Source organism: Alteromonas sp. RW2A1, from assembly GCF_001886475.1.
GTDB classification, from domain to species: Bacteria; Pseudomonadota; Gammaproteobacteria; order Enterobacterales; family Alteromonadaceae; genus Alteromonas; species Alteromonas hispanica.
The window spans coordinates 223,038-237,829 of the sequence record NZ_CP018031.1; the positions used below are offsets into that span (position 1 = coordinate 223,038).

Genomic DNA, 14,792 nt, shown 5'->3' on the forward strand with positions numbered 1-14,792 from the left:
GCTAGACCGCTATCAAGACAGTCACGACTGAGCCGCTATTAGCCTGAGCCACCAAAAAAACTGTACCTCAATACACTTTCTGGCATTGTAGTGAGTTGTTCTTTTACTTTTGGCGAAGCAAATTATAACTCTTTACCATGCTGTTCAAAAACTAATCACGAAAGATCAACACGCCTTAGTGTCGGTCACGATATTGATGACCTCTATATCGGCTCTTTGTTTTGTTCAAAGCACGTAATTAAAAATGTCCGTTTTGTAAATTTTCTTCGCCAATTTACTTTCTTTTCGAGTCAATTGCCGTTCATAAAACGAAGAAGCCGGAACAATATCTAATGCAGGCTCATATCAAAACTAAACAAAACATTTCAAAGTCTCGACTATTTTTGATTCTTTCCACACTCTTAATTTTGATAGCGTTGTTTGTCGGCTTTTATCAAAGCTTAAAATCACCCGCTAGTTTAGATATTTACGAAGTGAAATTCACTCCATCTCCATCTCAATTGCGCGGAATTGGGAAAGTTGTTCCAATCAATACGCAGGTGGTAGCGGCAAACGAAGATGGTTACGTTTCTGAAATCTATGTCCATCAAGGACAAAGAGTGAAAAAGGGCGACAAGCTATTTTCGCTAACGAACCCACTTCTTATTAGAGAGTTTCGAGAGGCTGAATCTCAGGCTTTAGAAACAAGGGCAAACGTCGCATTTAGAATCAGTCAGTTAAAGCTTGAGGGGTACAAATTAGAATCCGATATCTCTGAAGCAGAGTCATTATTAAAACGGCAACAGCTAGAATATGATGCAAATAGAACTCTCCACAAAGCAGGAATAGTGTCCAGCATAAGGTATCAACAGCAAGAGCTGACACTGGCCCAGGCTAAGCTAAGCTTAGAAAGTGCCCGCAAGCAGCTGGAAATGTTTGCCGAGAATAAGGAAGAGCAAGTTGCTGCGCTTAACTTACAAAATGACTCGGCTTCTGAAAAGGTTGCTTACTATAAAGAAAGAATTAATGACTTAACTGTAAACGCGGCAATATCAGGGCTTGTGAGAGATTTAAAGCTCAGCTCTGGTCAAGCAGTTAATATTGGGCAAACGTTAGCGTCTATCGTCGATGATTCCTCATTAGTGGCGGAAATTAAAATACCACAATATTTATCCCATAAAATCAGCCTCGATAGCACTGCCAAAGTCATAAGTCCAGCGGCCACGCAAGAGGGCAAAGTTTCTTTTATCGATTCAATAGTAAGGGAAGGTGCTGTTCAAGTAACAATTGAGTTGGCCCCTGATGCTGGCAAGCAATTTTCAATTGAGCAATCTATTGAGGCGGAGATTACATCATCTGATGTTGAAATGGTGGCCTCGGTTAGTAAACCACCTAATTATAGCGATCAGATAAACTGGACTGTTTTCAAAATATACGATGGCGAAATGGTAGCAACGGACGTAAGAGTGTCTCATACGAGCAATGAGTCGCTCTTTCTATCTGGAAATTTAAAAGAAGGTGAAAATATAGCGCTAGTTCAAAATTCCTCGGAAATTGAAAACTAGCCGCTTGGTAGTCGTTACAGGGAAAAGTATGCCAGAGTTAATTCAGTTTAAAAATCTCGATTTCGTTTACCCTCATTCAACGGTACCCGCGTTAAGTGGGGTTAACATGACGATTTCAGAGGGTGATTATGTTGCCATTGTTGGTACTTCAGGATCAGGGAAAAGCACCTTACTATCTATATTGGGGCTAATTAACGAACCGAGCAGCGGACAGTATTTATTGCTTGATACCAATGTGACCGATCTCACTCAACAGTCGGTGGCAAAACTAAAAAACGCCGAAATAGGCCTAATTTTTCAAAACTTCAATCTCCTTGGCCATCTTACTGTTTATCAAAACGTGTGCTTACCCCTTACATACAATGCTAGCGTCTCAAGAAAAGAGTATCGTGAAAAAGTAGTGAGTGTCTTACAGTTAGTCGGGATGGAGGATTATTTAACGCGTTACCCTCGGGAGTTGTCGGGAGGGCAGCAACAGCGAATAGCCATCGCACGTGCGATTGTGAACGATCCTTCGCTTATTTTGGCCGACGAACCTACTGGAAACTTAGATACCTCAAATGCAGAAATCATATTTGACATTCTTGAGTCATTAAACAAAGCGGGTAAGACTATTTGCCTTATCACTCACGATATACAGTTTGCGAGAAGAGCAAAAGTCCAATACACCATTAAAGACGGTAGGCTCACTCACGCAAAAAGTGAAGTGGACAATGCATAGTTTGTCTTTCAAGCTGTCCCTTGATCTCGCATCAAACTGGTGGCTTCAATTTTCTAAACAATGGACAAATTGGTTTGGAATTTGTTTACTTGGTCTGCCAATCGCTTTTTTCGCCCAAGTGCTCTCTATTATAAGCGCCTACGAGAATCCAAGCTTTGCATCCATCAAGCATCCCGAAAGAATAGCCCAAGTAAGTTACAAGACAGCGGATACTCAGTCAGCACTACCGTTTTATCTGGCGCAAGAATTAACTCGTCCTAATGCGGGTCCAGAGAACATAAAAGGCATTACTTATCAAAAAAATGCATGGCTAAAAAGTGACGGTGTTATCAAGCGTGACGTATATGCCAGTTTCTTCTCAGGGGGGTATGAGTATCTTGGTATTTCTCCATTGAAGGGAAGCCTTGAAAAACTGGAATTTCCAAATGCTAATGAACAAATTCACGTCGCAATCTCTTACTCCCTATGGCAAGCACTTGATAAAGGTGACGATATCATCGGTGAAACTCTGCAAGTTGGGGCTGAATTGCTTATCATCAGTGCCGTTATGCCACAGGAGTTTATAGGTTTACGGCCCGGCTCAGAAACAGATTTGCTCATTCCATATGCTTACATTGAACGATTGAATGTGGGAACATTTGATGCGGTCAGCCCAGATACGTATTCCTATTTACTGACAAGTTCAGCGAATCCAGTGGCCTCTGAAAGACTTGAAGCATACTTACAACAGCAAGCATTGTTCTTTGATGACGAAAAATTAGAGATTATTGATGCTTTTGGCATTTCAGATTCTGAGTTCGTTGCCTTAAGTAGTCGTTTGGAGCGGTTGAAGTACCTCTTCTTAGTGCTTCTCATCTTTAGTGCAATTGCGTTTTTAAGTAACCTTTGTGACGATTTAGAAAAGCGCCAAAACGAACATGCGCTTAGGAAAATGATCGGAGCTAACAAGCAACAGCTTTTTGCGCAGCTTATTTTAGAGCTTCTTTTTTCCTTATCGGCGGTAGCCACAGCGGCAGTTGTTTATTACTTAATGAGCCCTGCTTATTTCAACTTTGCGGTTCCAGAATTGCAGACTGCAGTCAATAATAACTGGACTTCATTAGCAGGTATCTTAGCGGCAACCCTTCTACCTATGTTCGGTATTGCCATAGTACTGTTCTCATTACAGAAGAAGGTCTTCGCCTCATCACTTGGTCGCGGTGGAAGTGTCTCCCTCGGGGTTAAGCTTCAAGCGTTCTTTTTGCTAGCCATCATGATTTCAATAAGTTGTATAAGTATTTCCAAAAGCGTTGACCTTTCTTTGCGGCAGTATGCTTATTATCAAAAAGACAGAGGGTTTGACGAAAGTGAGCTAGAAATAGTGACATTTGATATTCCTCGCTTTGGCGGCACTTTTTATACCAATGAGCTACCAGAGCTTGTCATACAAAATATTGAGCAAATAGAAGGCATAAAACACGCGGCTATCACAACGACACCATTTTTGAAAAATCAAAACGCGTATACCTCAATTTATACGCAAGACCTTCGACCGCTTGGAGGCAAGAATAATCCGGGCGTGTTAACGTCGTTAGTGTCCCCTAACTTTTTTGAAGTGGCTGGAATAGAGCTGATAAAGGGAAATACACTGACGTGGGGAAATCGAAACCAAGCTGTAATCAGCGAGGCTTTGTATCATAAGTTTTTTGATGGGCAGACACTAAGCCAAATGAAATTGCTTATTGATACCAGCGATAATGATAAGCAAGTTATCGATGTGGTGGGTGTTGCAAATGATGTTCATTTAAACAGTATTGACGATATCGCAGAGCCTATCGTGTACCAAGTTTCTCCCACGTTATTAGGCGTAGAAAGTTTGCTGATACGCACTAAGCTGTCGTCTTTCCAAGTTGAAAAAGCGGTGGATACGGGGCTTAAAAATATAGATGCAAGGCTTAGTAATCCTACATCGAGCAATTTGGAAGCGCTAATCGACGAGCAAGAAGCCCCCCAAAGAGCGTTAATTACGACATCGTTATTAGTCACCGTTGTTTTGCTTTCAACAACAATCTTATTTTCATATAACAGCATTAATATTTTACTGATTAAATCTCAGCGAGAGATAGCGTTAAGGCTTTCTCTAGGGGCTATGGTACATGACATTGTTAAACGGGAAATGCTTGCTTACCTGATAGTAAGCTTACCAGTTGCGCTGCTGACTTTGTTTTTCTCAACGTCAATTCTGAAAGACACTCAATTTGCAGGTAGTGATGCAATTTTGCATTACGCGGGTGGATTCTCTGTTTTGTCCATCGTTGTTTTGGTTACATTTTTATTTGGCGTTCAGCGGACTAAGAAAGTCAGTTGGCAGGCGTTAACTTAAGGAGAAATAATGAAATACTTACTATATGGAATAGTTTTATATTGTGCTTTGTCATTAAATGCAGTGAAAGCAGTAGAAGTCACTGAGGTGCTCATTGAGCCGGAAAATTATAAGGCGACGGGCTTCGGGAATGTGACGCCCTTGACTTACTTAGTTAATCGAAAGGGTGAAACGGTTTTCAAACAAAACAGTGTTGCCCGAGATTTGGCAAGACACTTTAATAACACAAAACCTATTGATTCATCCGAAAATGATTTGGCGATTTTGTCGAAACAACTGCCTGATGATTACGATTTTTCTGACTACGATTACACATTGTTTATAGTAAGAGCACAAAAAGATGAGCATTGTCCGCCAGGTAAAAAGCAAAACTCAATCAATGAAAAAGTCATTGGGCTACTTGAGCAATACAATGTGCATTATGTGAAAGTCTTAAAGAAGCCCGCCGATAGCGTGACAGTCACTATAGTGTCTGAAGAAGAATACAATAGGCTAACAGGGGGCGGTAACTGATCCTCGTTTAACGGCAACGTGATTAACCTGTAAACAAAGCTAGAAAGGGCACTGGCTTTTCCTTACAATTCACGCCAAATTTCTTTTACGTAATAACTATGACTGCAATTGGGATTGATTACGGCACATCAAATTCTGAAGTGGTGTATTTTGATGGTGCTACCCATCAGCACATCAAACTTGACCCTTTAGATAAGAAAGGCAATAAAATTCGTTCGTCGGTATTTATTTACTTTGAAGACGAGCTGCCACCGCCACCCGATGCCATGGTTGAAGCGAAAGTAGCTCAGTTGCAGCGCGTTATCAACGAGCAAATAGATAAAGCCAAAGACGGCTATTACTCAGCGAAAGATCCCAAAGAGCAAGCTACGTATAACCAACGGATTAATTCTCTGCGTGGCGACCTTCACAATAAGCCTGCTCTGCAACGTAAAGCTATTGCACAGCTAATGCATGTCATGTCCCTGGATGAAATTCCTCTGCTAAGACTGGTAGAGCACGGCAAGTTTGCTTTCGGTGAAGCTGGGTTTCGTCGATTTTTGAAAATGCCAGAAAAAGGGCGCTTAATCTACTCGCCAAAAAACTTCTTGGGTGCGTCGCTAGATAGCGATCAAAAGAAAGCGTTTGTCGGCATAATTGCGAAGCAGCTTGGTTACTTTAAGCAATGTGCTCAAGAGCAGCTAAGTAGCAACATCGATTCGGCGGTGATTGGTCGTCCGGTTAAGTTTCACGGCACGCGCGGTGAAGAAGGGAACATTCAAGCCATAGAAATTATGACGGAAGCCGCGAAAAAAGCTGGCTTTGCCACAGTTAATTTCTTAGATGAACCCATAGCAGCTGCGTATAAGATAGAGCAAACGCTTCCTCGTGATACCACAACTCTTATTGTTGATATCGGTGGCGGCACTACCGATATTTGTTGCATCAATCTCTCTCCAGAGCGCACTAATCAGTTAGATAGAAAGCAAGATGTGTTGTCGGTAACAGGGCGACGCTTAGGAGGCATGGATTGCGATAAAAGCCTGGTGCTTAAAACGATTGCCCCTGAAATGGGGATGGGGCTGAAAATGATGAACGGCCTGCCCGTACCCCCAACCTACTTCTCTGATATGTGCGCGGTAGATAACATTCCTGCCTTAATGCGCTTCTTTTCTGATGATTATGGATTGGATATATCTCAAACGATGTCTGTCATAAAAGAGCCTGCACAATTAGAGCGCTTGCTTACTGTACAGGAAAACAAGCTGTCGGCTCGGGTAGTAAATTCTGCGCGTATGGCTAAAGAGCTGCTGTCGAGTAAATCTCGAATAACTCTTCCTCTGCACTACATAGAAGATGAGTTTGGTGTGGATATAAGCCAAGAGGCTCTACAAAAAGCGTTAAAACCTTGGCTTGATAAGGTTAAGACCTTGGTTACCGAGTGTTTAGACAACACCGACGTGAAACCCGAAGTGGTAATGATCACTGGCGGAATGAGTTTGTCGCCCATCGTGGTAGATGCTTTGTATGAAAACTTACTGACAGGGCTTCCACGCTTAGAAAATGATGCATTTAATTCGGTGTGCGAGGGACTCGCTATTCAGGCGTCTAAGTTTTAATTAGTAAATAAGTGCCTGTCTGTACAGGCTAGTCTGCGTATGCTCTCAAAAAGATAGCTAAAAGTGATTGTCTCTCTAGCCACGACATAAAACGTGACTGTCTCAGTAATTTCTCTATCACTTAAAATAGGGGGAAAGTGGCTAAAAGTGACTGTCTCTCTAGCCACGACATAAAATGTGACTGTCTCAGTAATTTCTCTATCACTTAAAATAGGGGAAAGTAGCTAAAAGTGCCTGTCCAAGTATCTGCCCGTATTTAACTCCAACACTTTAGCGTGCTGTATATTTCACAGCACGCCCTTAATGCACAAGTATAAAGCTCGCTAGAAAAGTACTTGAGCCTGTATTTGAAGCAAGCGTGGAAGATTAATGCTTGAGAATATTGTTCTCTTTAAGATATATCGCGATGGCTTCTGGAGACTCAAAAGCGTTAAGCAGCATTTGCTGAGCATGCTGTTTTACACTGTTGTCTTCAGATGAAGAAAGTAAGTCATACCAGGTTTTAACTAAAGCCAGTGGTGGTGTTTGATTCATTTGTTGCTCCGGTAATATAAACTGCATATTAACAATCATCATCGTAACCTATGATGCGTTAAAATAAGCTCTGACCAGAATGCGTTAATGAGCGGCTAATACACACTACCAAGCAGTGATGAATGTGTACTACCTGCTCATTAACTCTACGATTAGGCTTACTCGAGCAAGGGCTTTAAGAAACGACCTGTATGCGACACTTCTTGTTCAGCAACATGCTCTGGTGTTCCTTCAGCAATAATCAGGCCACCTCCTGATCCGCCTTCAGGGCCAAGGTCAACAATCCAGTCAGCCGTTTTAATAACATCGAGGTTATGTTCTATGACAACCACGGTATTCCCGTGGTCGCGCAGCTCGTGCAGTACCGCCAGTAGTTGTTTGATGTCGTGGAAGTGCAAACCTGTTGTCGGCTCGTCAAGTATGTAAAGCGTTTGACCAGTGTCTCTTTTTGACAACTCTTTTGCTAATTTTACACGCTGAGCCTCACCACCTGACAAAGTTGTCGCTGCCTGTCCTAACTTGATATAAGAGAGACCGACATCCATCAATGTCTGCAATTTGCGAGAAATAGAGGGGACTGCATCGAAGAATTTTCTTGCATCTTCCACCGTCATCTCTAGCACTTCGTGAATATTCTTGTCTTTGTATTTTACATCCAAGGTTTCGCGGTTGTACCGTTTGCCCATACATACATCGCAAGGCACGTACACATCGGGGAGGAAGTGCATTTCAACTTTAATAACACCGTCGCCCTGACACGCCTCGCAGCGGCCGCCTTTCACGTTAAAGCTAAAGCGTCCTGGCTTGTAACCCCTAGAGCGGGCTTCTTGGGTGCCTGCGAACATTTCTCTTATTGGCGTGAAAATACCAGCATAGGTTGCCGGGTTAGAGCGTGGAGTTCTACCAATAGGGCTTTGGTCAATATCAACCACCTTGTCGAGTAGCTCTAAACCCTCCATCGACACGTGAGGTGCAGCCTCTGCCGTGGTAGCCTTGTTTAATTCACGCTGGGCAATCTTATAAAAAGTGTCGTTAATTAGCGTCGATTTACCTGAGCCAGACACGCCAGTTACACAGGTCATCACGCCCGTAGGTATGCGTAAATCAACAGATTGTAAGTTGTTGCCTGTGGCACCTTTAAGCGTTAGCCACTTGTTATCTTTCGCTGGCGTGCGCTTTTCTGGAATATCAATCTTTTCACGTCTAGATAGGTACTTCCCTGTAAGCGAGTGCTCACTTTTAAGAATGTCGTCGATGGTGCCTTCAGCAATAATTTCACCGCCGTGTACGCCAGCACCAGGGCCAATATCAATAACGTGGTCTGCTTGCCGAATGGCATCTTCGTCATGTTCAACAACGAGCACTGTATTGCCTAGGTCCCGTAAATGCGTCAGGGTTTTTAGTAGTCGCTCGTTGTCTCGCTGGTGCAACCCTATGGAGGGTTCATCAAGCACATACATTACGCCAACAAGTCCTGCACCAATTTGACTAGCGAGGCGAATCCGCTGGGCTTCGCCACCTGAAAGTGTGTCTGCACTACGAGACAGTGACAGATAATTAAGCCCAACGTTAACTAAAAAGCGCAGCCGATCGAGTATTTCTTTTAGGATCTTTTCTGCTATTTGAGCTTTTTGGCCGGCTAAATCGAGAGTTTCAAAAAACGTATATGCCTCGGCTATCGACATATCGGCAATAGTGGGCAGCGTGGTTTGTTGAATAAATACGTTACGCGCTTCAACGCGTAGACGTGAACCGTTGCAGCTACTGCAGTGCTGTTGGCTGAGATATTTGCCAAGCTCTTCGCGCACAGAGTTTGACTCGGTCTCGCGATAGCGTCGCTCCATATTCGGAATAATGCCTTCGAAAGGGTGCTTACGCTCCATAATATCGCCGCGCTCGTTAATATATTTGAACGATAACGATTTACCCTTTGAGCCATACAGAACAATGTCTTTATGTGCGTCTTCTAGCTCTTCGAAAGGGGCTGTTAAGCTAAACTTATAGTGATCAGCAACTGCTTGCAGCATTTGGAAATAATAATAACTGCGTTTGTCCCATCCGCGGATTGCACCACCAGACAAGCTAAGCTCAGTGTTGGTGATAATGCGTGAAGGATCGAAAAAGTTTCGGGTGCCTAAGCCATCACAAGTAGGACAGGCACCAGCAGGATTGTTAAATGAAAATAGTCTAGGCTCTAATTCGCTCAAGCTATAGCCACAATGAGGACAGGCAAAATTTGCAGAAAATACAATTTCTTCTGCATCTTTGTCATCCATGTCAGCAATAACAGCGTTACCGCCAGCAAGGGAAAGCGCGGTTTCAAAAGATTCTGATAGGCGAAGTGCCAAATCATCGCGCACTTTAAACCTGTCTACTACCACCTCAATGGTATGCTTTTTGTGCAGGTCCAGCGGTGGAGGATCGGAAAGATCGCACACTTCACCATCAATGCGAGCGCGAATAAACCCTTGGGCAGACAAATTCTGCAAGGCTTTAACGTGCTCCCCTTTACGTTCTTTAATGATAGGTGCAAGAAGCATCAATTTGCTGCCTTCTGGCATAGCCAGCACCTTATCCACCATTTGACTTACGGTTTGTGCATCAAGTGGAACGTCGTGGTCAGGACAACGAGGGGTTCCCACCCTGGCAAACATCAAACGCAGGTAGTCATAAATCTCGGTAATTGTGCCCACCGTAGAACGCGGGTTGTGCGACGTAGATTTTTGCTCAATCGAAATGGCAGGCGATAAGCCTTCAATGTGGTCAACATCTGGTTTTTCCATCATTGAGAGGAATTGACGCGCATAAGCAGAGAGTGACTCAACGTAACGACGCTGACCCTCAGCGTACAAGGTGTCAAATGCAAGAGACGATTTACCCGATCCGGAAAGACCAGTTATTACTACCAGCTTGTCTCGTGGTAGTGTCAAATCGATATTCTTCAGGTTGTGAGTGCGTGCACCGCGTATTTCGATTTTATCCATTTAAGCCTAATGAGAAAAAGAATCTGAGTTAAAGGAAACAGTATGCCATAGGTGTCAACTAAAGTGATATGGCATTCAAGTTATACTCCTTGAAACTTGGGGAGATCACCTTCACCTTGCTATGCGTGGCGATATTCGTGCAGGAGCGAAAGGATGGTGTTATGCGTGTCCTTTTTAGTTGTATTTGTGCAGAAACGAGAGTGTGATGTTATGCGTGTCCTTTTTAGTTGTATTCGTGCAGAAACGAGAGTGTGATGTTATGCGTGTCCTTTTTAGTTGTATTTGTGCAGAAACGAGAGTGTGATGTTATGTGTGTCCCTTTTTTAGTTTTTTTAGTTCTCTGTAGAAAACGCAATTGTTGAGAAGGATGAAATAAACGATGACATTAATCAGTTTTAACCTTCATGGGCATACCATCAATTTATGCTACACTTCGCCGTCGTTATTTTCGCACAGTAACCTTTGAGGAACTCAGACGCTTTGAACGCCTTGGAATTACGCGCAGCGCTTGCGCTAGCCTCTGTTTATGTTTTAAGAATGTTAGGCCTTTTCATGGTCATGCCCGTGTTGGCCGTGGCTGCGATGGACTATCCAGATTATTCTCCTTTGCTGGTAGGGCTAGCGGTGGGCGGCTATGGCTTGACTCAGGCAGCACTACAAATTCCCATGGGCATGATGTCTGATAAATGGGGGCGTAAACCCGTTATTCTGCTTGGATTGAGTGTGTTTGCCATAGGTAGTTTTGTGGCAGCTAATGCCGATACCATGGCGTGGATGATTGTCGGGCGAATTTTACAAGGGGCTGGAGCAATAGCCGGGGCTATAATGGCACTCGCTACTGATGTGAGCAGAGAAAGCCAGCGAGCAAAAGTACTGGCTATTATTGGTATTGCTATTGGCTTTTCGTTTTATATAGCCGTGATTGTGGGCCCTCTTATTGCCAACCGCTTTGGATTAAGTGGGGTGTTCGCCGTAACGGGCCTGTTAGCCATTTTGTGTATTCCACTTGTAAAGTGGGTCGTGCCAAACTCAGAACCTTTAAGCAGTGGCGAAACTCTTCCGCAAAAGGGGCAGCTGGGCCAGTTAATTCTATCAAAGCAATTGTGGCGACTAAATGTGAGCGTGTTGATACTACACATGCTCATTACCCTATTGTTCGTACAACTCCCCGTTACATTGACCGATTTTGATATGTCGTTGAGCGAACATTGGCGCATGTATCTTCCCGTTTTGGGCGCCTCTATAGTTGGGCTTATCATTATGATGGGCGCAGCCCGAGGTCGTACGCCTAAATCGTTGTTACTATTAGGGGCCGTGTTTATGGGTAGCGCATTTTTTGCCCTTGGCATAAGCAGCGCTAACTGGTGGCTAACTACAGCAGCCGTTATTTTGTTTTTCACTGGGTTTAATTATTTAGAAGCGAATTTTCCAGCCTTGGTATCGAGTATTGCTCCTGCTGGGCAAAAAGGCACGGCCATGGGAATTTATGCGAGTTTTCAGTTCTTTGGCGCTTTTTTAGGTGGAATGATATCTGGCGTGGTCACCGATGTATGGTCGCCTAACACTGCCTATATGGTGGGTGCAGCTAGCACATTACTTTGGCTTTATATCATTAGTGGGATCAAAGAAGTAAGCCGCGTAAAGCGGGTTATGATGAACGTAGAGAATCCAGACGCTAGTGCACAGAACACCTTAAAAGAGCAACTGCTTACTGTGCCGGGGGTATTGGAAGTCACCTTCAATACTCAGAGTGATGCCGTGTATCTAAAGGTAGATAGAGATTTTGATGCAATAAAAGCGAGGGCGGTGATTAGGCCTATTTAGTCGCTTGTTAAGCAAAGACTACTCTGCTTTAATGAGTAACATATTAACACGGATAGTTTTTCGCTATTGCTTTCAAACATGGCTTTCAAATATGGCTTTTAAAAACGTTTGTTCTGTTGTCATTGCTTGCCTATTGCTATTTGGATGCGCAATCAACGTTACGCCCAGCGCCTTCTTTTACCAAGACACCACACCTAAATCGCTAGACACAACGCGGCTTCATAGTGCTATTCAAAAAGATAATTTGTCTGCGGGTATAAGTATTGTAGAGCTGGAAAACGAGGGTGGACAAACCCTGCGCGGTGTTGCAGTTTCTTACGCTAATCCTATCGTCAATATTGTATTCTTCGCTGATAATAGAATGCCACTATCAGAAAATAACAGCGTTATACATCAGCTAGGAAAGTTACCAGCCAATATTTTATGGCTTGATTACCAAGGGGTTGGTGCAAGTGAAAAGGCGGATAAGCTTAATATTAATGCCATTAAGCAGGATGCGCTTACCCAGTTTGATTACGTCGAAAGCGCTTTTGACACCTCTATTCCCACTATTGTTCACGGGCGCGGTATCGGCAGTTACTTTGCAAGTTACGTAGCTGCAAATCGGCAAATAGACGGGCTTGTGCTAGACGGCGCTTTCAATAATATTTCTGACCTCATAGCTAATATGGTGCCCGGGTTTTCGAATTCCTTTACCGCAATGAAGTTACACGACGAAGTTCACAGCATGCAAATTGCGCCTATTCTGAGGCATTTTGACGGGCCGCTTTGGTTACTTGTAGGCGCCCGAGATAAAATTACACCGCAGCCAATTAGTGAGCAGCTGCTTGCAGACAGTGCAAGTAGTAAAAAACACCTTTCTGTCATCCCCGAGGCGACCCATAACGCCACACTTAATTCAGACTTTGCCATTGCAGAGTACAAACGCTTTGTATCACAACTCGCTAACTAAATAGGCGGGGGGGCCATTTTTTTGCTTGTGGATAAATAGTGGAAAACCTTGTTGGTAAGTCTGTTAACAGTGAGTAATGGCGCGAGATCGGGATCAGAAGGGCGCAACTGATCCGATCACGTTACGTCAATAAAATCAATACTTGTAGCAAATATATTACAGATCTTATGTGTTTTTGATCGTTATTGTGTGAAGGATCAAGCACTTTCCCTTATTGGGGATAACCGCTGTAGCACTAAAGGTTGTAACGAAAGAAAATGCAATAAGACTTTCGCTATCATCATCAAATAGAATAGCAAGTCTACAGGGGAACAGGTGTACCAGTTGCTACACCCTGACCACCGAATCTCGTTTTATAATGGTAGGCGTATATTTAAAGGTTAAACCTTCCTCAGGTTGTTTCCCCGAAGCATATTTAAGTGCAAGTTCTGCCGCTTTCGATGCCATCATTTCTACAGGATAGCGAAGTGTAGTGAGTTTAGGTCGACAATATTTAGCTAGTAACACGTCGTCATAACCCATAACCGATACCTGTTCTGGAACGGCAATTCCGTGGTCTTGCAGCATGGTCATCGCCCCCGATGCCATAGCATCGTTATAGGCTAAAACCGCGGTAAATTTCGCGCCTGTGGCTAGCAGGTTTTGCATTGCCAGTTCGCCACCTTCTTGGTCTGGCGTGGCATATTCAATCATGCTTTCAGGTAACACTAAATTGGCGTTCTTTATCGCTGTGCGCACGCCTTCAAGTCTTTGATTGGGGTCGTCTATGCGATATTGGCTACTAATAACCGCCACGTGTTGGTGACCTTGATTGATTGCGTATTCAGCCATTAAACGCCCGCCAGTTACGTTGTCTAGCCACACGCATCTGTTGGCAATTTCGGGTATATAACGGTTAATGAGAACAAACCCAGGGACTTGTTTTGAAAATTCTATTAAGGTTTTATCGTCAAGGGCCTTACTGTGCACAACCATGGCTTCTACACGATGCTCTAGTAACGTTTCAATTGCGCGCAATTCGGTCTCTTTTTCAATAGAGCCGGCACTTAAAAGAATTTGTACGTTATTTTTACGTGTTACCGATTCAACCCCATGCGCTAACATAGCGAAAAATGGGTCGTGTAACTCTGCTATAACAACACCAAGAGAAGCGCTTCTTTTGGTAACCAGCGCGCGAGCATTCGCGTTCGGGCGATAGCCCATTTCTTCCATAATCTTCTTTACGCGTTTGCGGGTATCGTTACCCACTTTCGGTCCGTCGTTGATTACGCGAGACACTGTTGCAAGTGAAACACCTGCCGCCTGAGCTATATCTTTTATCGTCGCCATTTTGTTTTACAACTTTCTGTTTTTATATTTGTTTTACACGACAAGTGCGCTATTTAATGCTCTATAAACGCATGAGCGGAACGCAATTGGGGAGGCCATTTTTAAGCTATAGCGTACATTATATTTACAAAAATGGGTAAATTTCTAACGCTTTAGTTAGCGCTTTCATCAAGTGTGCTGGAACGTTGTGGTTTCTAGTTTGTAACGTATACTTTCACAACAATTGCACATTATTGAAAACGTATACCCTTTATCTTCTTGGGTATAAACGCTTTTTATTGTAAAAAGTGTGTTCGATAAATTATAAACAGAGCAATACGTTGACTGACACGATTGCATTTAGCCAAGTGGCAGATAAAAACATCGGTCAACACCTCCACGGCTTTACACTAGTGATGTTATCTCGCAAACGGAAAAAGGCATTAAAAGTA

At 43.4% G+C, this 14,792-nt stretch carries 10 protein-coding genes; 7 read left to right on the forward strand and 3 right to left on the reverse strand.

Features of this window, described 5'->3' with window-relative positions:
* The first annotated feature begins 332 nt into the window (after positions 1–332).
* The 5 genes from BM528_RS01050 to BM528_RS01070 all read left to right on the forward strand — a co-directional run bounded on the left by BM528_RS01050 (position 333) and on the right by BM528_RS01070 (position 6,738).
* The gene (locus BM528_RS01050; protein ID WP_071978302.1) at positions 333–1,544 is read left to right on the forward strand and encodes an HlyD family secretion protein; all 1,212 of its coding nucleotides are present in this window, start codon (positions 333–335) and stop codon (positions 1,542–1,544) included.
* A gap of 28 nt (positions 1,545–1,572) precedes the next feature.
* On the forward strand, positions 1,573–2,265 hold the full coding sequence (locus BM528_RS01055; protein WP_071978303.1) for an ABC transporter ATP-binding protein: 693 nt from the start codon (positions 1,573–1,575) through the stop codon (positions 2,263–2,265).
* Positions 2,258–4,627 (forward strand): ABC transporter permease, encoded by a 2,370-nt coding sequence (locus tag BM528_RS01060; protein ID WP_071978304.1) that lies wholly within the window; start codon positions 2,258–2,260, stop codon positions 4,625–4,627. Before BM528_RS01055 ends, BM528_RS01060 begins: the two co-directional genes overlap by 8 nt.
* Before the next feature lie 9 nt (positions 4,628–4,636).
* Positions 4,637–5,140, forward strand: coding sequence for a hypothetical protein (locus BM528_RS01065; RefSeq protein WP_071978305.1), 504 nt, complete (start codon positions 4,637–4,639; stop codon positions 5,138–5,140).
* 98 nt (positions 5,141–5,238) lie between these two features.
* The gene (locus tag BM528_RS01070; protein WP_071978306.1) at positions 5,239–6,738 is read left to right on the forward strand and encodes an Hsp70 family protein; all 1,500 of its coding nucleotides are present in this window, start codon (positions 5,239–5,241) and stop codon (positions 6,736–6,738) included.
* 366 nt (positions 6,739–7,104) lie between these two features.
* Here the strand turns inward: BM528_RS01070 and BM528_RS18605 are convergent, their stop codons facing one another.
* Together BM528_RS18605 and uvrA are read right to left on the reverse strand one after the other, a co-directional pair.
* On the reverse strand, positions 7,105–7,272 hold the full coding sequence (locus tag BM528_RS18605) for a hypothetical protein (RefSeq protein ID WP_198033585.1): 168 nt from the start codon (positions 7,270–7,272) through the stop codon (positions 7,105–7,107).
* A 158-nt stretch (positions 7,273–7,430) separates the two neighbouring features.
* The gene (uvrA, locus tag BM528_RS01080; RefSeq protein ID WP_071978308.1) at positions 7,431–10,256 is read right to left on the reverse strand and encodes an excinuclease ABC subunit UvrA; all 2,826 of its coding nucleotides are present in this window, start codon (positions 10,254–10,256) and stop codon (positions 7,431–7,433) included.
* A gap of 480 nt (positions 10,257–10,736) precedes the next feature.
* Here uvrA and BM528_RS01085 point away from each other — a divergent pair, with 480 nt between their 5' ends.
* Together BM528_RS01085 and BM528_RS01090 are read left to right on the forward strand one after the other, a co-directional pair.
* Positions 10,737–12,080, forward strand: coding sequence for an MFS transporter (locus BM528_RS01085; RefSeq protein ID WP_071978309.1), 1,344 nt, complete (start codon positions 10,737–10,739; stop codon positions 12,078–12,080).
* A 91-nt stretch (positions 12,081–12,171) separates the two neighbouring features.
* Complete coding sequence (locus tag BM528_RS01090; protein ID WP_071978310.1) at positions 12,172–13,032, forward strand: alpha/beta hydrolase; 861 nt, start codon at positions 12,172–12,174, stop codon at positions 13,030–13,032.
* 327 nt (positions 13,033–13,359) lie between these two features.
* Here BM528_RS01090 and BM528_RS01095 read toward each other — a convergent pair whose 3' ends face one another.
* A complete protein-coding gene (locus BM528_RS01095) occupies positions 13,360–14,361 on the reverse strand; it encodes a LacI family DNA-binding transcriptional regulator (RefSeq protein WP_071978311.1) in 1,002 nt (333 codons plus the stop codon).
* Positions 14,362–14,792 lie beyond the last annotated feature (431 nt).